Origin of the sequence: Pseudomonas sp. Leaf59 (genome assembly GCF_920984685.1) — a bacterium.
Taxonomy (GTDB): Bacteria; Pseudomonadota; Gammaproteobacteria; order Pseudomonadales; family Pseudomonadaceae; genus Aquipseudomonas.
In genome coordinates this window covers 62,442-81,623 of record NZ_CAKLBR010000007.1, presented here as the reverse complement: position 1 = coordinate 81,623, position 19,182 = coordinate 62,442, and the positions used below count along the sequence as shown (strand labels likewise).

The window sequence follows — 19,182 nt, the reverse complement described above, 5'->3', positions numbered from 1 at the left end:
CGCCGGTTTGATGCAGGAGCGAGCAAGCCCGCTCCTGCGCAGGTTCGCGTTCAGACGACCAGGTTGTTCATCTCGCAGTACTCGTCCCATTCGACACCCAGCACTTCGGCCGCCTCTTTGTGCAAAGCCAGGCGTGCGGTCTCGAACTCTTCAGATGTCGAGGTGTACTTGAGGGTCAGTTCCCAGGGCTGGAGACTCTGGCTCTCGGCCTCATCCTCGAATGCCCACTGGATCTGGTCGCGCTGATCATCAGCGCTCAGGTCCTTGATCTCTTCTTTGAGCTGCGGCGTGTCCTCAAGGTATTTTTTGAGGGCCTCTTCGTGCCGGGCTTCCTGGGTCACTTCAGTCGTGGTCATGATGTTCTCTCAGATCTGGGAATGGAAATGCATCTGGGTCATCAAGGTTGCGCAGATACAAAAGAGCGGGCATCAATACCTGCTCGTCTGGCCTTCAGAAACCATTCTGGGATCAGCTGAAAACAGTGTTGCTGTTGAAACCGTTCGCGCGTCGGGCGCTCAGCCCGACACGCTGATCGATAATAGGCACTCTGCCGAAAGATCGCCACCCTCAGAATGTGACTGGCGAAACCTCATTCGTTCGTTGACTACCTGATGTTTCATGAGTGACGATCGAACCAAGATTCCTACGTGGAGAATGCATTTGCCCGCCGCCCCGAAGACCTTCTCACTTGCGCAGGTCCAGCACCAGCTCCGGCAAATGGGTGTTGCCTTTGTCTGCCACGGCACAGATGCGCAAAGCGCCTTTGCATTCAAGAGCCTGCGTCAGGTTGAGCCAGGCGGGATTTACTTTTTATCGCCAGGCATTGGTCATCCGCCGCACATAACCCATTCCATTGTCCTGCGCGAAGAAGCCGATGCGTGCGGGGAAGGCAATGTGATACTCCAGGTCGATCATCCACAGCTTGTGTTTTATCGCCTGATGGAAGCCATGGTGGCAGACCGTAAAAAACGTCAGGGCATCCACCCTACCGCCGTTATTGGGGAGGATTGCGAAGTCGACCCTGCGGCTTACATAGGACCTTTCTGTGTACTGGAGGACTGTGTTGTGAAGGCAGGTGCGAACCTTCACTCCCACGTGACCGTGATGCGCGGAAGCACCATCGAAGAAAATGTCACGATTGAATCGCACTCCACTGTCGGCGCAACGGGAGCGGCCTGGATCTGGGATCCGGCCACGCGCCAAAGAGTGATTCAGCCGCAGATCGGCTACACCCGAATCATGGAAGGCGTCTTCCTCGGCACGGATGTGACCGTGGTGCGTGGCTCGGTCAACGAGACAACCACCATTGGTCAGGGGTGCGTCATCGCACACGGCAGCAAAATTGGTCATGGCTCACTGATCGGCGACGAGTGCCACTTTGCCAATAACGTATCGATTGCCGGCAACGTCACGCTCGGAAATCAGTGCTTTCTTGGCTCGGGTGCTATCGTAAGACCACAGACGCGCATAGCCGAGCGCACGGTGGTTGGCGCCGGAGCGGTAGTGGTGAAACACATCGACAAGCCCGGACTTTTAGTAATGGGTACGCCAGCCAAAACGGTGAAGTCGGCAACTGACGATCTGTCAGGTGTCCCAAAATCATTGAAAAACTAAAAGTATCGAAATGAACAATTACTCAATCGTTTCAGACAAGGCAGTAATAGGCGACGGTGTTGTGATCGGCCGATTCTGCATCATTGAAGATGATGTTGAAATCAAAGAAGGCACTGTGATCGAAGACTATGCCATGGTGCTCAAAGGCGCCAAAATCGGCAAACACACAAAAATCGGCACCTATACGAAAATCGGACGGAATGCAGTGATTGGCGATGATTGCTCATTCACCTCCTACTGTGAAATTCGAGACAACTGTCGGTTGGGCAACCGCGTATTAATGGGCAGTCGAGGCACACTTTCCGCCAACACCATTGTTGAAGATGATGTGGTGATGAAATATGCATTCGTGGTCACTGATACGCCCGACCTGACCAAAAATGACGAAAAATGCGTAGGCACACTCAAGAAAGGCTCACGCTTCGGCGCCAGCGTCGTGATCATGCCGTCTGTGACCATTGGGGAAAATGCCGAAATTGGTGCGTGCTCTCAGGTGCGCAAGGACGTGCCCGATAATCAGGTGTGGTTTGGCATACCGGCCAAGTACTATCGGGACGTTTAAAAACCGCTGCCTCAGGGCTTTGGCAGAGCAATCACGCCCTGGGCCCAGAAGCGCGGCTGCAAATGATCACCACGCCCGCCCAGATAGCTTTGCCGGGCTTGCTCCAGATGCGGAACGTCGCGGATCACCACATACACCAACAGCCCCACTGCCAGCACCGTTGCTACTTTCCATGCGCCAACAGCCAGCGGCACAGCAGCCGGCTCGGGGGCTCGCCGCACATGCAGCGCCATCAGCCAGCCCACCACCAGCGCCAGCCACACCTGCGAGTTGGGCATCACGATCACGCCATCGACCATGGACTGCGTCAGTGCACCGACCAGCGCCGCAAACAGGCATAAACGCAGAAGATCGGCACGCGTGGCAAGCACGGCACGCTCACGGATCAGGCCAATAGTGGCCCAGCCGCCCCAACCTGTGAGAATGGCCACGCACACTGCCGACGGCACTCCCCATTCACTGGCCCATTGCAAGATGGCCTGGTGAGGGTGGGCGGCAATGGGGTTGGCCACATCGGCAAAATGCATGGGCCCGAAGCCCAGCCACGGGCGTTCGGCAATCATCTGCCAGCCCTGCCACCAGATCGGGCCACGTCCCGACAGCGACGTAGTGAGACGGTCACCGGCGGCACTGGCAATCTCGTTGCCGAAATGGTGCGCCACCAGCATGAACAAACAACCGTACAGCAACAGCCCACCGCACACGCCCGCCAATTGCCAGGCTACCCAGCGCCGCCCCCAGGGGCCAAGCCACATCAGCACGGCCGCAGCGGCTGCCATGCCGAGCCATGTACCGCGGGTGCCGCCGCTGATTGCAATCAACCACCAGACACACAATAACGCCAACGCGGCCGCACGGGCCGGGCGGGAGACCTTGGGGATCAGCAGGGACAGCGCGAGCAATGGCAGGGTGAACGTCTGGAATTGACCATAGAAGCGCTTGTTGGAAAACCCGGACAGCAGCAGGTCAAGGTTGAGCAGGCGCTGACCACTGCCGAACGCGAGTATCAGCGCATACAGGTACTGCACTGACTTGATCACGCACAACATCAGTACTATCAACATCAGCGCGCTATCGATCGACTCACCGCCGTGGCGCCTGAGCGAGTTGACCGCCAGCGCAATCGCCCCACTGCAGATGAACAGCGCCACTTCGGTGAGTGCCCACAGGGGCTGATGCGCAAGCGCCGACGACACCAGGCCCACTACCATAATCAGTGCCAGGCCGGCAGCGGCATGCCGATTCACCGGCGGCTCGGGTGAAGAGACCGACAACCCGTACAGCACTGCGCACAGCCCCAGGCAGATCTGCGTGCCCCTTTGCAGGTCGTGCCCGCTGAACGGCGCACAGATGCCCAGCGCCAGCAGGCACGCCATGGCGATCAGAAACAGGCTGTCGCGCTGAGTGCGGGTTAGCAACACGCTTTATGCCCCTGTGACGCCACACCCTTTGGCGACGTATTTCGCCTCGGCGGTGGTCACGCACTTCCAACCTTCGGTGGCACTGCGCGTGAGAGTAATGCTCTTGCCCAGCACTGGCGCCGGGGCGTCGAGTATTTCGCAACTGATGGAGCCGATGCCGGTGGCGACATCGCCTGTCACGTCGATTCTGCAGTTGGCGGTGGGGCTGGTGCCGCCGATCAAGGCGACGGTGGGTACGGTCCCCTGGTTGAGGGTATCTTCGTAGCCGGCCTTCAACGCGCTGATTTCAGCCAGCCCGGCCGTGAACTTGGCCTTGGCCTGGTGCGTGGTGTACATGGGCAGGCCAATGGTGGCCAGGATGCCGATAATTGCCACGACGATGAGCAATTCGATCAAGGTAAAGCCTTTTTGACGTATCACATTCACTCTCCAGAATAGAACCATGACAAGGCGCGTCCTGCGCCCCGCAGTCTGCAACGGCGCCAGTGTACTCATGCGCAGGCGCTCAATCGCGCCTTCGTCGCACATTCTGACATTTTGCCGCTCAGCGCGAGCCTGCCCGAGTCATTCCCCTGACTAAGCTGTAGGTCTTCAACGACCTGTGTGCGGAACCGTGACATGAACAACGCTTCAACGATGTACGACTGGGAAGGCATCAATCGCAAAGGCCGCAGGGTGTCAGGGCAGACCACGGCGCACAACCCTGCGCTGCTCAAGGCGCAATTGCGCCAGCAGGGGATCAGCCCTGGCCGCGTGCGTAAAAAGCACCCAGGGCTGCCAGGCCTCACCCAGCCGATCAAACCATCCGATATAGCGCTGTTCACCCGCCAGTTGGCCACGCTGCTCAAGGCCGGGATTGCGCTGTTGCAAGCCTTCGACATCATCAGCGAAGGCTTTGAGAATCGACAGATGCAGGCGCTGGTCAAAGGTTTGAAACAGCAGGTTGCCGCCGGTAACAGCCTGACGCAGGCGCTGCGTAAACAGCCGCGCCACTTCGATGATTTGTACTGTCATCTGATAGCGGCGGGCGAGCAGGCCGGCGCACTGGAAACCCTGCTGGAACGCGTGGCCATCCATCAGGAGAAGACTGAGCAGCTCAAGGCCAGGGTCAAAAAGGCGATGACGTACCCCATCGCCGTCATCGTGGTCGCCGGCGTCGTGTGCAGCGTGCTGCTGATCCACGTGGTGCCACAGTTCGAGCAATTGTTCGCCGGGGTCGGCGGCACGCTGCCTGGCTTTACCCAGCAGGTCATCGCGCTGTCGGCGTTCATGCAGCAAGCCTGGTGGATCATCGCGCTGGGCCTGGCGGCGGGGGTTGTTGGGCTGCGCCACGCCTGCCGCACCTCACCAGGTTTTCGTCATGGGCTGGACGCCAGTGTGTTGAAACTGCCCCTGGCAGGTACACTGCTGAAAAAATCCGCAGTCGCCCGCTACGCCCGTACGCTTTCAACCACCTTCGCGGCCGGTGTGCCGTTGGTGCAAGCCCTGGAGTCCGTGGCTGGCGCGGTGGGCAATGAGCTGTTCAAACAGGCGATAGAGCATATGCGTCACGATGTATCCACGGGCATGCAACTGCATCAGTCCATGGCAAACAGCGGGCTATTCCCGCGCATGGCGATCCAGATGACCGCCATCGGCGAAGAATCCGGCACCCTGGAGCACATGCTCGAAAAGGTCGCGAGCCACTACGAATCCGACGTGGATAACCGGGTGGACAACCTCACCAGTCTGATGGAGCCGTTGATCATGGTGGTGCTGGGCGGCATCGTCGGGGCGCTGGTGATCGCCATGTACCTGCCGGTGTTCCAGTTGGGTACGGCCTTTTGAACCTGCTATTGATCGGGCAGCCCTGGGCTTTTGTCACCTTGGCGGTGGTGCTCGGCCTTGTCGTCGGCAGTTTCCTCAATGTGCTGGTATGGCGCCTGCCAAAGATGCTCGAACGGGACTGGCGCGAGCAGGCCCGCGAGATGCTCGGCTTGCCCGTGGAGCCCGCCGCGCCGCCGTACAACCTGATGCACCCGAACTCCTGCTGCCCTCAATGCGCTCAGCCAATTCGGCCCTGGGAAAATATTCCACTGCTCAGCTACCTCATGCTCAGGGGACGCTGCGCCCATTGCCATCAACCGATCAGTGCGCGCTATCCGCTTACCGAGCTGGCATGCGCCGTGGTCTCGGCCGTGGTCGCGTGGCATTTCGGTTTCGGTTGGCAGGCCGGCGCCGTGATGCTGTTGAGCTGGGGATTGCTGGCGATGAGCCTGATTGATGTGGATCATCAATTGCTGCCGGATGTGTTGGTGCTCCCCCTGCTCTGGCTGGGACTGATCGGCAACAGCTTCGACCTGCTGGTGCCACTGCCCGAGGCGTTCTGGGGCGCAGTGTTTGGTTATATGAGTCTGTGGACGGTGTTCTGGCTGTTCAAGCTGATGACCGGCAAGGACGGCATGGGCTACGGCGACTTCAAGCTGTTGGCGCTGCTCGGTGCCTGGGGCGGCTGGCAAATCCTGCCAATGACGCTGTTGCTTTCATCGCTGCTGGGCGTGATTACGGGGCTGATCCTGATGCGTCTGAACAAGACCCAAACCTCCACGCCGATACCGTTTGGTCCCTATCTGGCAATTGCCGGCTGGATTGCGCTGCTCTGGGGTGGTCAAATAACCGACTTCTATTTGCAGTTCGTCGGTTTCAGATGACCTCTTCTGTCGCAACACCCTGGATTCTCGGCCTCACCGGCGGCATCGGCAGCGGTAAAAGCGCGGCGGCCCAGCACTTTATTGACCTGGGCATCGATTTGGTCGACGCCGACCACGCCGCCCGCTGGGTGGTCGAGCCCGGCCGCCCGGCGCTGGCACGCATCGCCGAACACTTTGGTGACGGCGTGTTGATGCCCGACGGCAAGCTGGACCGTGCCGCGCTGCGCACGCTGATCTTTGAGGTTCCCGAACAACGTCTGTGGCTGGAAGCCCTGCTGCATCCGCTGATCGCCGAGGAAATCCGCAGCCACCTGGCGCGTGCGCAGTCCCCCTACGCCATCCTGGTGTCGCCGCTGCTGATCGAATCCGGGCAGTACAGCATGACCCAGCGCATCCTGGTGATCGACGTGCCGCAATCGCTGCAGATTCAGCGTACCCTGCAGCGCGACGGCATCAGCGAGCAACAGGTGCAGGCGATTCTCAAGGCCCAATCCAGCCGCGAAGACCGCCTGAACCATGCCGATGACGTACTGGTCAATGACCAGGACCTCGCCTGGCTGCACGCCGAGGTCGAGCGACTGCACCACTTTTACCTTACTTTGCGTGGAGGCCGATCATGAGCCAACCCTTGACCGTCGACTGCCCAACCTGCGGCGCCCCCGTGGAATGGAATGCGACCAACCTCAACCGGCCGTTCTGCTCGGACCGCTGCAAACTCATCGACCTGGGCGCCTGGGCTGCCGAAGAGCACAAGATTCCGGTGGCGCCGGACGCCGAAGACGAGCTGTTCTCCGAGGATCTGACGCCGCGACACTGAGGTCGTATAAAGGTGGGACTTCCTGCGGTCATCGTTTGAACGCTAAGCTGCAGGCATGGACGACTCAGATTATTTGCGCCTGCTCACCGTGGCGGCCGAACAAGCCAATGCTTTCCTGTCCAATGCGCGCAAATGGGAGCGTGAGCGTTGGGTCTGCCAGCGCCTGCTGCAAGGCCTGAACGTGCCCTTCCGTGCCGAAGAGTTTCACGCCGCCGGGCAGGAACCGCCGGACGTGCTGTTTCGCGACGCCAGTTTCGAGGTGTTCTTCGTGCTCGATGAGGGACGCCGTCTTAACGATGAGTGGCGCGATGAATTGCTGCGCAGGCGCAGTGCGTTTTCCCTCAGCCAATTGGTGCGGCGCGAAGCCAAGCCACGACGCATTCCCGCCCATGAGTTCCTGCTGCGTCTGGCGCCAACGTTGCGCAAAAAAGCGCATAACTATAAAGAGCGCGGCATGGACCTGGGCGAACTGGATATCGTCGCGTTCACCAGCCTCAAGCGCGAAGTGCTGGACCTCAATAGCCATTTCCCTCCGCCTACCGAATACCTGCGCCAGGGCTGGCGCTCACTGTCGCTGGTAGGGCCGACGTTTGCACGCGTACTGTTCGCCCACCCGAACGCCCCGGATTTCTTGCGCAACAATCTGGGGCGCAGCATAGTGTTCGATGTGGGCATCAGCCTCTGAGACCGCGCCTGTAACGTGGCGCCCGTTTGCAACGTCTACCAGACGAGGCTCGTATGCCCAGCCGCCTTTTTGAGTTACCTGACGCTATGAGCTGCCTGGCGCTCGCGAGGGTAACGGCTCCGATTTCCTTTAGCCTTGCGAGATATCCCCATGACCCATCGTATTATCATCGTCGGCGGCGGCGCCGGCGGCCTGGAGTTGGCTACCCGCCTGGGTAAGACTCTGGGCAAGCGCGGTACTGCCAGCGTCACACTGGTGGATACCAACCTGACCCATATCTGGAAACCGCTGCTGCATGAAGTGGCTGCCGGCTCCCTGAACTCTTCGGAGGACGAACTCAATTACGTCGCCCAGGCCAAATGGAATCACTTCGAGTTCCAACTGGGCCGCATGAGCGGGCTGGACCGTGAGCAGAAGAAAATCCAGCTGGCTGCCACCCTCGACGAAGAAGGTCGCGAACTGGTGCCGGCACGGGTGCTGGGCTATGACAGCCTGGTGATTGCAGTGGGCAGCACCACCAACGATTTCGGCACCGAGGGCGCGGCGCAGCACTGTTTGTTTCTCGACACTCGCAAACAGGCCGAGCGTTTCCACCAGCAGTTGCTCAATCACTACCTGCGCGCCCATGCCGGGCAGACCGATGCCGTTGAGCAGATCAGCGTGGCCATCGTTGGCGCCGGCGCCACGGGAGTGGAGCTGGCCGCCGAGCTGCATAACGCCGCCCATGAACTGGCCGCCTATGGCCTGGACCGCATCAAACCGGAAAACATGCACATCACCCTGATCGAAGCAGGGCCGCGAGTGTTGCCGGCGCTGCCGGAACGCATCGGCGCGCCTGTGCATAAAACCCTGGAGAAGCTCGGCGTGACGGTGCTGACCAATGCAGCGGTGAGCGAAGTGACCGCTGACGCATTGATCACCAGCAGCGGCCAGGCGATTCCCGCAAGCCTCAAGGTGTGGGCAGCCGGCATTCGCGCACCGGCCTTCCTCAAGGAGATTGATGGGCTGGAGACCAACCGCATCAACCAGTTGCAAGTATTGCCAACCTTGCAGACCACCCGCGATGAAAACATCTTCGCCTTCGGTGACTGCGCCGCCTGTCCGCAACCGGGCACCGACCGCAACGTGCCGCCCCGTGCGCAAGCAGCGCACCAGCAGGCGTCGTTGCTGGCCAAATCGTTGAAGCTGCGCATCGAAGGCAAGGATCTGCCCCACTACACATACACCGACTACGGTTCGCTGATCTCGCTGTCGCGGTTTTCGGCGGTGGGTAACCTGATGGGCAACCTGACCGGCAGCGTGATGCTGGAGGGCTGGCTGGCGCGCATGTTCTATGTGTCTCTGTACCGCATGCACCAGGTGGCACTGTATGGGTTCTTTCGTACAGCGATGTTGATGCTGGGCAGCAAGATCGGGCGGGGCACGGAGCCGCGCTTGAAGCTGCACTGACGTTATCCGCACAGGAGCGAGCTTGCTCGCTCTCTGCCCGCTAATGCCTTGCTGACGGCATGAATGGTTCAATACAGGCGACGACCGGCGGGAATAATGCGCCTTAAGAGTCATTATTATTCGATAAAGTTATAAAAAAACAGAAGTTGCGCACTTTAGATCGTAAAAATAAGATACAATTCACGGGTTTCGTTATCGCTCGACATCCGTGCCCACGCGGATTTTGTGAGCCCGAAACGGGTCGGACATGGGCGGCAATCGGCAGAGTTAATAAGGCAGATCATGGAAAGACCAAGCCTGTATAGACAAGTTTATTCCAGAATCGCCCGATCCATTTACCAGGAGACTTTAAGACCTGGGCAGCGAGTTCCCTCCATACGTTCGCTGGCAAGCGAGTTGAACGTGTCAAGGAACACCGTTGAAATTGCCTACAACATGCTCATGAGCGATGGATATCTGGAAGCCCGCGGTCAGGCGGGCACCTACGTTTCAACAACGCCCTCCATAAGAAAACCCCAGCAGGGACACCCCCAAACTTCAAAGCCACTCATAAAGAGTACCGGCCCTGGCGCGCGGCATGAAAAGGCAGTGCCAGACAGCCCACTCTTTTATCAGTTGGGTTTACCGGCACTGGACCTGTTCCCGCACAAGTTGTGGTCCAGTTTGAGCGCCAGGCAAATGCGGCTGCAGAACAGGATGCTCAACTATCCAACCCCGACAGGCTATCAACCGCTCAGAGACAGCGTATGCGCCTACCTTCAACTATCGAGGGGAGTGGATTGTTCGCCGGAGCAGGTATTCATCACGGCGGGCTATCAAGGCGCACTCAGACTGGTAGGCCGCACGCTGATAAAACCCGAGGACGAGGTGTGGATAGAAGATCCGTGTTTCCCGCCTAACCGTCACTTGCTGACGCAGATGGGCGCCAAACTTGTACCCGTACGCGTGGACGAAGAGGGCCTCAGAGTGGAGGACGGAAAAGCCCGCGCCCTGCATGCGAAGTTCGCACTGGTCACACCCGCACATCAAAGTCCGCTCGGCGTCACGTTATCCCTTAAACGGCGATTTGAACTATTGGCATGGGCCACTCACAACGACGCCTACATCATTGAAGACGACTATGACAGTGAATATTGCTATGACGCGCGGCCGCTGCCGGCACTGTCCAGCCTGGACGCGAATGGCAAGGTGCTGTACCTGGGTACATTCAGCAAAGTGCTGAGTCCGTCATTAAGGCTTGGTTATCTCGTCGTTCCCAAAAAGCTGGTTTCAGTATTTGAAAATGCGTGCCATCAACTCAACGATGGCTGTCCATTGTTGAGCCAGGCTGTTGTCGCCGAATTCATGCAAAATGGTTATTTCGCCCGACACTTGCGCAAGATGCGAGCGGCTTACTCACAACGAAGAACCCTGGTAATCGACAGCCTCACGGCAGAGTTTGGCGGGCGAGCAACGTTCAGCGCCCCGGCGACAGGATTGCATCTCCTGGCCAGGCTCGCTCCGGAAGACGACGACCAACTGATGGCGCAGCGTGCCCGTGACCACCAGTTCGGCATAGCGTCATTGTCGGCACGCAGCATCGAACATGATTGTGGAAAAGGGCTGCTATTGGGATTTGCCAATATCGCTACGCCGGAGCAGGCCGCCAGTCTGGCTCGACAACTGCGCTTGAGTGTGGAGCCACACCGGCAACGTTGATGACCCGCGTTAGTCAGGAATAACCGCCATGGCCTCAATCTGCACTTTGGCGCCCTCCACCATCAAACCTTGCACCTGGAAAGCGCTCATGGGTGGGTAATGCCCTATTAACGTCTTGTAAACGAGCCCTACTTCACGACCTTCGGAAAAATAGGCATCCCGATCACTGACATACCAGGTGAGACGAACCAGATGCTCCGGACGAGCGCCCGCCTCTGCCAGCACCGTGACTATGTTACGCAGCGCCTGTATCGCCTGCTCTGCGTACCGATCACTGACCAGACGGCTCTGAGCGTCCCAGCCGAACTGCCCAGACAGGCAAATCAGCGTCCCGCGGGCGACAATACCGTTTGCGTAGCCACGCGGACGATCCCAGCCGGGTGGTTGAAGGATATTCATAAGGCACCCTCGGCCACGGGAATAAAGTGACCCAGCGAACGGCGAATATCTGCCGGTATTGGCGTGGACGTTCCGTCCGTCAAGCAGGTTTGGACCATCGTTTGTTGGCTGCGCATGCGCAAAGCGCCGTTGACATGCCCTTCGATAACAACAGTCAACGAGCTTCGACCCAGGCGCTCAACGCGTAAATCAAATGTCAGCTGGTCTCCATGACGCGAGGGCGCTGTAAATTCACAGTTCAGTTTTACCAGCGGAAGTCCCAACTGGCGCTTACCGATAAGGTCAGAGAAATCGATGTTCAAGCCTTCGGTAAACCAGTCCTCCACAAGCCAGTTTGTTAACACCAGATATTGGGGAAAGTAAACGATGCCTGCCGGGTCGCAGTGTTGAAAACGGATCAGATAGGTTTTGGAGAAATGCGGATTTTCCATGATGTGTTCCACGGGGTCTGTTCAGGCAACAGTGCGAAGGGCCTGACCCTGCGCAACCTGTTGGAGGTAATTTGCCAACATCGTCATGCCGGTTGGCGTCATCAATGACTCGGGGTGAAACTGCAGGCCATAAATGGGCAGTTCCCTGTGACGCAGCGCCATAATTTCGCCCCGCTTGCCGTCCTGATCCAGGACGTGTGCCGTCGCCACCAACTCACTCGGCAACTCGCCGGCAACTAACGAGTGATACCTCGCCACTTGCAACTCTGTCGGCAATCCCTCGAACAGATCGCGTCCGTCATGACAGATACGCGACACCTTGCCATGTAACACCTCGCGGGCACGGCGCACTTCGCCGCCAAAAGCTGCGGTAATACTTTGATGCCCCAGGCAGATGCCCAGTATCGGTAAACGCTGTGCGAAGTGTTTGATGGCTGACAGCGATATACCCGCCTCGGCGGGCGAACAGGGACCCGGCGAAATGATCAGCGACTCGGGCTTCATGTCCTCTATCTGTTGCAGTGAAATATCATCGTTACGGCGCACGTCTATATCGGCGCCGAGCATGCGCAGATATTGCACAACGTTATAGGTAAAAGAATCGTAGTTATCGATCATTAAGTGCATACGCTACCTCCTGGTAGGGCGTGGCCGTTTTGCACCGCGCTGCTGCGACGCGAATGATCTGGCTTTTTTCAATGGTCTCCTGCCATTCCCGTTCGGCCACTGAGTCTTGCACCACGCCCGCGCCCGCCTGCACGTAAAGACGCCCCTCATGCAGAAGTCCCGTTCGAATGGCGATGGCGAGGTTGGCCCGGCCACTCCAGTCCAGGTACCCGATCGCTCCCCCATAAACGCCTCGGGCGTGCGGTTCAAGTTCGGCGATGATTTCCAGTGCGCGCACCTTCGAGGCACCGCTGAGCGTGCCTGCCGGAAAGAGGCTCTTGAGCAGTTCCAGGCCGCTGACACTGTCGGGCACGTCGCCAATAACCGTAGAAACGATGTGCATGACATGGGAGAAATATTCGACGTCCAATAGTTGCGACACTTGCACGCTCCCGACGCTGGCAAGGCGGCCCAGGTCATTGCGTGACAAATCCACAAGCATCATGTGCTCGGCCACTTCCTTGGGGTCGGCCAGTAGTTCTTCCTTGAGCCGAGCGTCTTCGGCTGCCGAATCGCCGCGGCGCCGAGTACCTGCCATTGGCCGGGTCGTGACCCGTTGGCCGGCTTGTCGGAACAGCATCTCCGGAGACGCGCCGACCACCTGGTGATCACCCAGGTTCAGCAGATAGCGATACGGCGTATGCCCCAATTGCGCCAGTGAGCGATACAAACTGATCGCATCCTGCTCGAAGGGCTGGCTCATGCGTTGGGACAGGACAACCTGCATCACATCGCCCGCCGCAATGTAGTCCTTGATGCGCGTCACAGCCTCAATGAAGGCTGGCCGTGGGAAGGACGATTCGGCCTCTGAAAGCGGGGTGGGCGCTGCCCGCGTGCTCGGTGCGCTCGGGACAAGCAGAGGACGAACACGGGCCACCAGCTGATTGAGTCGATCCTGCCCTGCCTGATAGTCGCCAAGCGCCCTGGGCCGTTCATGCACGATGCAATAAATCTGCTGCTCGACATGGTCCAGTACGATCAAGTCGGTGCTGATCAACTGCAGCACGTCGGGAAGACCGAAGCCCGAAGGTTTGCGAGGCGCGTTGCGCAAGCGAGGTTCGATAAGCCGCGTCGTCTCAAAGCCAAAATAGCCGAAGAAGCCGCCGCTGAATGGCGGCAGGCCCGGGCACTGAGGAATGCGGAACTCATCCTGCAGCGCAGAGAACGCTGCCAGTGGGTCTGGCGACTCGGTGACGCTAGCCAGTTGCCCGTCGCTGTAAACACGCATGACACCTTCGTCCAGTTCTACACGCTGCCTGCAAGGCAGGCCGATCACAGAGCAGGTCTGCGCGTACGTGCCTTGCTGCCACTGCCCCGTCTCGAACAGGTAATCCTGTCCCCGGTTGGCCAGCGCCTCATACAGCGAAAGCGCCTGAACGCCTGCCGGCAAAGTCAACTGTTGCCAAAGTGGAACGTGGCTATAACCTGCGTCGCCGTAAGCAAAAAAATCTTCAGGACTCAACATGCGGGGGTCTCCACTTCGCTACGCAGCAACTGATCGGCCATGTGCGCCATCGCCCTGCGGTCAGGCTTGCCGTTGCGGTTCAAAGGTAGTTCGTCAAGCCATGCAATACGAACCGGGCGCTTGTAGCTCTCCAGCTGCGTTTGCAGGATGTTTTCGATGCGGCCTGTCAGATCGTTTACCGCACCCGAGGCTCGCACCAACAGCACCGGGCGACACTCATCCTCGGTGCAACCCGCCACCAGATAACAATCGCGCAGCTCTGGCAGCCGGCTGATCAGCAGGTTTTCGACTTCCACGGGCACCACCCAGCGACCGAAGACCTTGAAACGGTCATCTTCTCGGCCATGAAAGCTCAGTAGCCCCTGCCGGTCCTGGCTGAATAGATCGCCGGTGCGGTACCAGCCGTCGTTGAAGCGCTCTGCCTGATCGTCCGGGCGCTCCCAGTAGCCCACGGCCATGCCGGGCGCCTTGACCAGCAGCACGCCACACTCACCGGGTACGACACTCTGGCCGCCTGCGTTCACAATCCGTGACTCCCAGCCCGGCAACATGCGCCCGACCTTGCCAGGGTGCTGGGCATCCGGGTAACTGGTCGCAAACACATGACCCAGCTCGGTCGCACCAATGCCGTCGTGCAAGCCGATTCCAAAGCGCTGCTGCCAGCGCAGGGCGATATTGGCTGGTAGCGGTGCGCCTGCGCTGAAGGCCAGTCGCAGTGCCAGCTCAGTCGGCTCGATTGCCTCGTCCAGCAACATTGCGTACAGCGTCGGCACGGCAAACAATACGCTGGGTCGGTATTGATTCAGCAGGGCGCGCACGCGCTGTGCGCTTGGCCAGGCACTGTCCAGCACCGCACTGGCGCCTGTGTAAAGCGGAAAAAACAGGCTGTTGCCCATCCCGTAACCAAAAAAGGTTTTGGGCACTGAATACAACACATCGTTTTCGTCCAGCCCCAATTGCCTGACGGCGAAATCCTCGCAGCAGGCCAGGATGGAACGGGCACTGTGCAACACGCCCTTGGGTTGACCCGTACTGCCGGAGGTGTACTGGATCAGGGCCGGCGCTCCGGGGTCCTTGAGCGCAAACGCCTGGCAATGAGTCTTCGGCGAGTACGCGCTCAACCAGCCGCTGTAAGCGTCGCCTTCCAGCACATGCAGGCCTGGCGCGCCGCGCCATTGCTCGGCAGCCGCTGAATGGACAAAACACAGTGTCGGCCGGGCATCCGCTACCAACTGAACAACAGCGGCCGCGTCCAGCCTGGGATTGAGCAAGACAGGCAGCGCACCCATTGCCAATGCGGCGAAGAACAGGATGGCCAGTTCAGCACCATCGTCCAGTGCGATGAACATGCGGTCATCGACCCTGGCGCCCTTTTGGCACAGCTCAAACGCCTGGACTCGCACTGCCTGGTCCAACTGACGGTAGCTCAATTGAAAACCCGGCCCATGAAAACAGAGGCGGTCGCTGTCGCTGCGGCTCGCGATGAGCCGCGCGGCCAGGTTCACGGGTGCGGGGGCCTGCGCCCTGAAAGGCAGCGTGCCTTCAGGGCCGCTGCTTCCCGTTGCCGAATATTCGGCCTTGCCATTATCGGGATGCCTGGCGGAGGGAGAAATCAGCATGGTCGATCTCAGTCCTGTGGAGTTTCAGAGGCGGAGACTGCCGCGCGCAGTCAATCACGCGGCAGACGGTTTTTCAGGCGTGGACCGGACCCAGTTCTTCGCGCAGCGCGATACCGCCCAGGTTTTGCAGCATGGGAGCGTTTTCACACGCCAGGTACACGCATTCTCCGCCACCGGTATTGACATGCTGATGCTCGGCCCAGACCGGGACGTAAAACGCATCACCGGCACACCACGGCACATTGCGGTCGCCAATGCGTGAATAACCCTCGCCCTGGATCACGTAAATCAGTGTCTCGTAGTTATGTCGGTGCAGCCGCGTGGCTTCGGTCACGTCCAACCGTCCCAAAGTCATGCTGATGCTGTGGCTCGGCAGGTCGACGATATGCACCTTGTGTTTGCGCTGGGAAGAGAAGGTTGCGTCGCGTTGATCGCTGGCCTGCATGACCTGGCTGTGGCTGAGCCGTTCAGGCAGGCGTGCCTGCAAACGGCTGGGAACGCGCCAGAAATCGGCAGAGCTGAAGCGACTTGCCTGTTCACGGTGCCCGGTCTCGGCCACCGCCACGACCAACGACTGCGCCCAGATCGCGTCGAACATTGCGATGCGGCAGTCGATCAGTTCGCGGCCAATGCGCGTGGCGAGCGCATGACGCTTTTCGTCGCCCTGAATCAGGCGCTGCATGATCGCCAGCATGGTCAGCGCGTGATCTTCGTCCTCTTCGATGTGCAGCTTGAAAAACTCCGTGACGTCTTCGCCGTAACCCTTGTGCTCCAGGGCCTGAAGGATGGGGCGATAGATCAGCGGAACAATGGCTTCGGCCCCCAGGCACAGGGCGGCCAAGCCCACCAGTGCGTCGCTGTTCTGGCAATGGTCGAGCATGGTGCGCGCCATCGCAGCCGTCTCGGGCAGCGCCGCTTCATCAGCGGTCGACACGCCCAGGACGCGCAATGCACGTTGGTAAAGCTCGGCATGGGTAATACGGTCCTGACCGTCTACACCCATCTCCTCGCGCATGTTAGCCATCAACGCCAGCACATCTTCGGCATGCTCCAGCTGCCCCATCAGGGCACACAGGTAGCGCGTGAAATGGCGCGAGTAGTGGCTATGCTGGATCAGCATCGTCTTGAGGGACGCGAGACTGACCTCATTGCGCGCCAGTGCCACAAGCAGCGGGTGTTGAACCAGTCGAGTCAGGTCCTGCTCGACAAGCCAGTCAGACCAGAGCGGGCTGATGCCTGTCAACGACGTTACTTCCTGAGGTTTGATCGCAATAGCTTGCACAGGGGGATCTCCTTGAAAAATCGGACTACAGGGTTGGGGCTGGAAGCAACTTGTTGGGTGCATGTGCACATCGAAAATCTCAGGGACGAGGCTGCTGGGGCAGCACCGGCGACAGTGTGGGGTCTGACTCGTCATGCCCGCTGAACACCAGAAGCCCAAGACCTGCCAGCGTGCAGAACAGCGGAAACAGGTACATGCCCAGCCAGCCAAGGTGGTGCACAGCCACGCCGCCAAGCCATGAGCCAACGGCCGCCCCGAGAAAAAACACGGTCATGTAAAGGCTGTTGAGACGGGAGGCGGCAGCTGGATTGATCGCCAATACCCGCGATTGGGTCAGGGCCTGCACCGACCGAACGGCAATATCGGCAACCACCAGGAATACGACGATCATCACGACATGCGCACCCATCAAGGCCCCGGCCAGCGAGACGAGCATGAGACCTGTGCCCAGCAGCATGACCACGGCCTGCCATCGCATCTTGCGTTGCAGGTAGTCGGCCAGCATGGGAGAGCGCAATGCCGCCAGTGATGTGAAGGCGAGCAAGCCTGTCTGCGCGGTGCTCCATTGAAGCGTGGTGTGGGTGAGCGAACCCAGGTTGGCCCAAATACCGTTGGACGCCGCAAAGAAGCAGGCCGCGATCAGTGCGAGTCGGCGCAGCGGGGCATGGGCCATCCACAGTCGATATTGCCGGATCAGTATCACGCCATAGCCGATGGGCTCACTTGGCGGCACGATGCGCAGGTGCGCACGGATCAAAAGCCCGAGTGTCATCGTAAGCATGCCCACCACCAGATACATGCCACGCCAGCCAACCACCTCCCCACCCCAACCTGCCAACACCCGAGCCAGCAGCAATCCGGCAAAGAGGGAAGACAGCAGACTGCCGATCACAGCTGCCCGCTCGGTGGGCAGACAGGTCCTGGCGCAATGCGCAATCAACAGCTGACCCCCGACTGAAAGCACGCCCGCCACTGCACACAGAACAATCACCACCGTCAGCGTCGGGGCCACCGACAGCAGCAGCAATGTCACGCCGAGCAACAGGAGTGCGCCAGGAATCAATACGCGCGGTGGATGCACATCACCCAGAGGCAGACACAAAACAAGACCCGCGCCGTAGCCCAACTGAGTCGCCAGCGAAAGGCTCCACAGTGCGTCGACTGGCAGGCCGAAAGACGCCGCAATCAGAAAAGTCATTGACTGGTGATACACCACGGCGGCCACGGAGAAACCTGTCGCCAGGCAATACAAGGCCAATACGCCGCGAGACATCGATGTGTCGGAGTTCATTGAGCGGTCTTCCTGAGTGCGGATAAAAGTCACTTAATCGAATGCCAGCTCAAGTGTCGGGGATTGCACGCTGCTCATGCAGGCCAGCACGTAGCCCTGAGCGACTTCCGAAGGTCCCAGCGCATGCGGCGATTGCATCTGCACCTCGCCTTCCAGCACCTTGCAGCGGCAGGTTCCACAGACGCCGGCCTTGCAGCTGTAAGGCGGCGCCAGTCCGGCAGCGAGCATGCTGTCGAGCAAGGAGCTGGCACCCGACGCCAGCCGCAATCGTCGCGTGGCACCGTCAATGCGAACGGTCAGTTGGACCCCGGACGCCGAGACAGTCACACTCGAAGGCGGCCGCACGGCGGGATCGGTGCCGAAACGCTCCTGGCGGATTCGTCCGGCCGGAAACCCTTTGGCCAGCAAGGCCGAGCTGACGCCTTTCATCATGGCGGCCGGACCACATAGATAGACGTGGTCGATGGTGGACACTTGCACGCAACTGGTGAGCAGTGACCCGCAACGGCGCTCATCCAGGCGACCACTGAACAGTTCGACGTCCTGCGGTTCATTGCTGAAAAAGTGAAAAATGGAAAGCCTGGTCAAGTAAGTGTTCTTGAGCTGGCACAAGCGCTCGCGAAATTGCACGGAGGCCAGATCGCGATTGCCATAGACCAGGGTAAAGCGACTGGTTGGCTCATCGCGCAGCGCCGTTTCCAGAATGGACAGAATCGGCGTAATGCCTGATCCGGCCGCGAAGGCGACGTGATGACGTGGGGCGCCGCACGGACTTTCAAGCCCGAAGCTTCCGGTCGGTGGCATTGCTTCGATCACCGCGCCCGCCTGCAGATGCCGATGCGCCCACTGGGAAAACTGCCCGTCGGCGATGCGCTTGATGGCCAACTGTGGGGACCCATCACCCTGCACATTGCACAGCGAATAGGAGCGGCGCAGCTCCTGCCCATCCACCCAGGCGCGCAGTGTCAGGTGCTGCCCCGCCCGATGGGCGAAACGCGCCCGGTGCTCGTGGGGAACATTGAGCGTGAGCACCATGCTGTCCGGGGTATCACGGCGTACGTGGGCGAGCGTCAGAGCAAAGAACTGCGACATG

At 59.7% G+C, this 19,182-nt stretch carries 20 protein-coding genes; 9 read left to right on the top strand and 11 right to left on the bottom strand.

From position 1 onward, the window contains the following. Nucleotides 1-50 precede the first annotated feature (50 nt). Nucleotides 51-356 carry a DUF6388 family protein gene (locus LUB09_RS10085; protein ID WP_209988490.1) on the bottom strand — a complete coding sequence of 102 codons (306 nt, stop codon included), beginning with the start codon at nucleotides 354-356 and terminating at the stop codon, nucleotides 51-53. Between the two features lie 262 nt (nucleotides 357-618). On the opposite strand from LUB09_RS10085, the gene LUB09_RS10080 reads away from it, so the two are divergent. Together LUB09_RS10080 and LUB09_RS10075 are read left to right on the top strand one after the other, a co-directional pair. After that, nucleotides 619-1,614: a hypothetical protein gene (locus LUB09_RS10080; protein ID WP_231422501.1), complete on the top strand. Its 996-nt coding sequence runs from the start codon at nucleotides 619-621 to the stop codon at nucleotides 1,612-1,614. 10 nt (nucleotides 1,615-1,624) lie between these two features. Then, nucleotides 1,625-2,176: a transferase gene (locus LUB09_RS10075; RefSeq protein ID WP_209988485.1), complete on the top strand. Its 552-nt coding sequence runs from the start codon at nucleotides 1,625-1,627 to the stop codon at nucleotides 2,174-2,176. A gap of 11 nt (nucleotides 2,177-2,187) precedes the next feature. On the opposite strand, the gene LUB09_RS10070 is transcribed toward LUB09_RS10075, so the two are convergent. Together LUB09_RS10070 and LUB09_RS10065 are read right to left on the bottom strand one after the other, a co-directional pair. Next, nucleotides 2,188-3,597, bottom strand: coding sequence for an O-antigen ligase family protein (locus LUB09_RS10070; RefSeq protein WP_231422500.1), 1,410 nt, complete (start codon nucleotides 3,595-3,597; stop codon nucleotides 2,188-2,190). A gap of 3 nt (nucleotides 3,598-3,600) precedes the next feature. Then, nucleotides 3,601-4,014, bottom strand: a complete 414-nt coding sequence (locus tag LUB09_RS10065; protein ID WP_122456787.1) for a pilin — start codon at nucleotides 4,012-4,014, stop codon at nucleotides 3,601-3,603. A gap of 201 nt (nucleotides 4,015-4,215) precedes the next feature. On the opposite strand from LUB09_RS10065, the gene LUB09_RS10060 reads away from it, so the two are divergent. From LUB09_RS10060 to pdxR, 7 genes are all read left to right on the top strand, one after another. Next, a complete protein-coding gene (locus LUB09_RS10060; RefSeq protein WP_209988479.1) occupies nucleotides 4,216-5,424 on the top strand; it encodes a type II secretion system F family protein in 1,209 nt (402 codons plus the stop codon). After that, complete coding sequence (locus LUB09_RS10055; RefSeq protein WP_231422498.1) at nucleotides 5,421-6,287, top strand: prepilin peptidase; 867 nt, start codon at nucleotides 5,421-5,423, stop codon at nucleotides 6,285-6,287. Before LUB09_RS10060 ends, LUB09_RS10055 begins: the two co-directional genes overlap by 4 nt. Further along, nucleotides 6,284-6,907, top strand: a complete 624-nt coding sequence (coaE, locus tag LUB09_RS10050) for a dephospho-CoA kinase (RefSeq protein ID WP_209988473.1) — start codon at nucleotides 6,284-6,286, stop codon at nucleotides 6,905-6,907. Before LUB09_RS10055 ends, coaE begins: the two co-directional genes overlap by 4 nt. Beyond that, nucleotides 6,904-7,104, top strand: a complete 201-nt coding sequence (gene yacG / locus LUB09_RS10045; RefSeq protein ID WP_209988470.1) for a DNA gyrase inhibitor YacG — start codon at nucleotides 6,904-6,906, stop codon at nucleotides 7,102-7,104. The genes coaE and yacG overlap by 4 nt, the downstream gene beginning before the upstream one ends. 55 nt (nucleotides 7,105-7,159) lie before the next feature. Next, complete coding sequence (locus tag LUB09_RS10040; RefSeq protein WP_209988466.1) at nucleotides 7,160-7,789, top strand: DUF1780 domain-containing protein; 630 nt, start codon at nucleotides 7,160-7,162, stop codon at nucleotides 7,787-7,789. Between the two features lie 150 nt (nucleotides 7,790-7,939). Continuing rightward, the gene (locus LUB09_RS10035; RefSeq protein WP_209988463.1) at nucleotides 7,940-9,238 is read left to right on the top strand and encodes an NAD(P)/FAD-dependent oxidoreductase; all 1,299 of its coding nucleotides are present in this window, start codon (nucleotides 7,940-7,942) and stop codon (nucleotides 9,236-9,238) included. A 282-nt stretch (nucleotides 9,239-9,520) separates the two neighbouring features. Next, the gene (gene pdxR, locus LUB09_RS10030; protein WP_231422497.1) at nucleotides 9,521-10,936 is read left to right on the top strand and encodes a MocR-like pyridoxine biosynthesis transcription factor PdxR; all 1,416 of its coding nucleotides are present in this window, start codon (nucleotides 9,521-9,523) and stop codon (nucleotides 10,934-10,936) included. 9 nt (nucleotides 10,937-10,945) lie between these two features. Here pdxR and LUB09_RS10025 read toward each other — a convergent pair whose 3' ends face one another. The 8 genes from LUB09_RS10025 to LUB09_RS09990 all read right to left on the bottom strand — a co-directional run bounded on the left by LUB09_RS10025 (nucleotide 10,946) and on the right by LUB09_RS09990 (nucleotide 19,181). Then, on the bottom strand, nucleotides 10,946-11,335 hold the full coding sequence (locus LUB09_RS10025) for a RidA family protein (RefSeq protein WP_057006952.1): 390 nt from the start codon (nucleotides 11,333-11,335) through the stop codon (nucleotides 10,946-10,948). Beyond that, the gene (locus LUB09_RS10020; RefSeq protein ID WP_231422496.1) at nucleotides 11,332-11,766 is read right to left on the bottom strand and encodes an acyl-CoA thioesterase; all 435 of its coding nucleotides are present in this window, start codon (nucleotides 11,764-11,766) and stop codon (nucleotides 11,332-11,334) included. Before LUB09_RS10020 ends, LUB09_RS10025 begins: the two co-directional genes overlap by 4 nt. A 21-nt stretch (nucleotides 11,767-11,787) precedes the next feature. Next, entirely contained in the window at nucleotides 11,788-12,393 is a 606-nt protein-coding gene (locus LUB09_RS10015; RefSeq protein ID WP_057006954.1) for an anthranilate synthase component II, read from the bottom strand. Continuing rightward, nucleotides 12,374-13,897, bottom strand: a complete 1,524-nt coding sequence (locus LUB09_RS10010) for an anthranilate synthase component I family protein (protein ID WP_231422495.1) — start codon at nucleotides 13,895-13,897, stop codon at nucleotides 12,374-12,376. The genes LUB09_RS10015 and LUB09_RS10010 overlap by 20 nt, the downstream gene beginning before the upstream one ends. Further along, nucleotides 13,891-15,516: an AMP-binding protein gene (locus LUB09_RS10005; protein WP_231422494.1), complete on the bottom strand. Its 1,626-nt coding sequence runs from the start codon at nucleotides 15,514-15,516 to the stop codon at nucleotides 13,891-13,893. Before LUB09_RS10005 ends, LUB09_RS10010 begins: the two co-directional genes overlap by 7 nt. A gap of 73 nt (nucleotides 15,517-15,589) precedes the next feature. Further along, nucleotides 15,590-16,798, bottom strand: coding sequence for an iron-containing redox enzyme family protein (locus LUB09_RS10000; protein ID WP_231422493.1), 1,209 nt, complete (start codon nucleotides 16,796-16,798; stop codon nucleotides 15,590-15,592). Between the two features lie 79 nt (nucleotides 16,799-16,877). Continuing rightward, nucleotides 16,878-18,089, bottom strand: a complete 1,212-nt coding sequence (locus tag LUB09_RS09995) for an MFS transporter (protein ID WP_231422492.1) — start codon at nucleotides 18,087-18,089, stop codon at nucleotides 16,878-16,880. Between the two features lie 33 nt (nucleotides 18,090-18,122). Next, entirely contained in the window at nucleotides 18,123-19,181 is a 1,059-nt protein-coding gene (locus LUB09_RS09990; protein ID WP_069665390.1) for a 2Fe-2S iron-sulfur cluster-binding protein, read from the bottom strand. Nucleotide 19,182 lies beyond the last annotated feature (1 nt).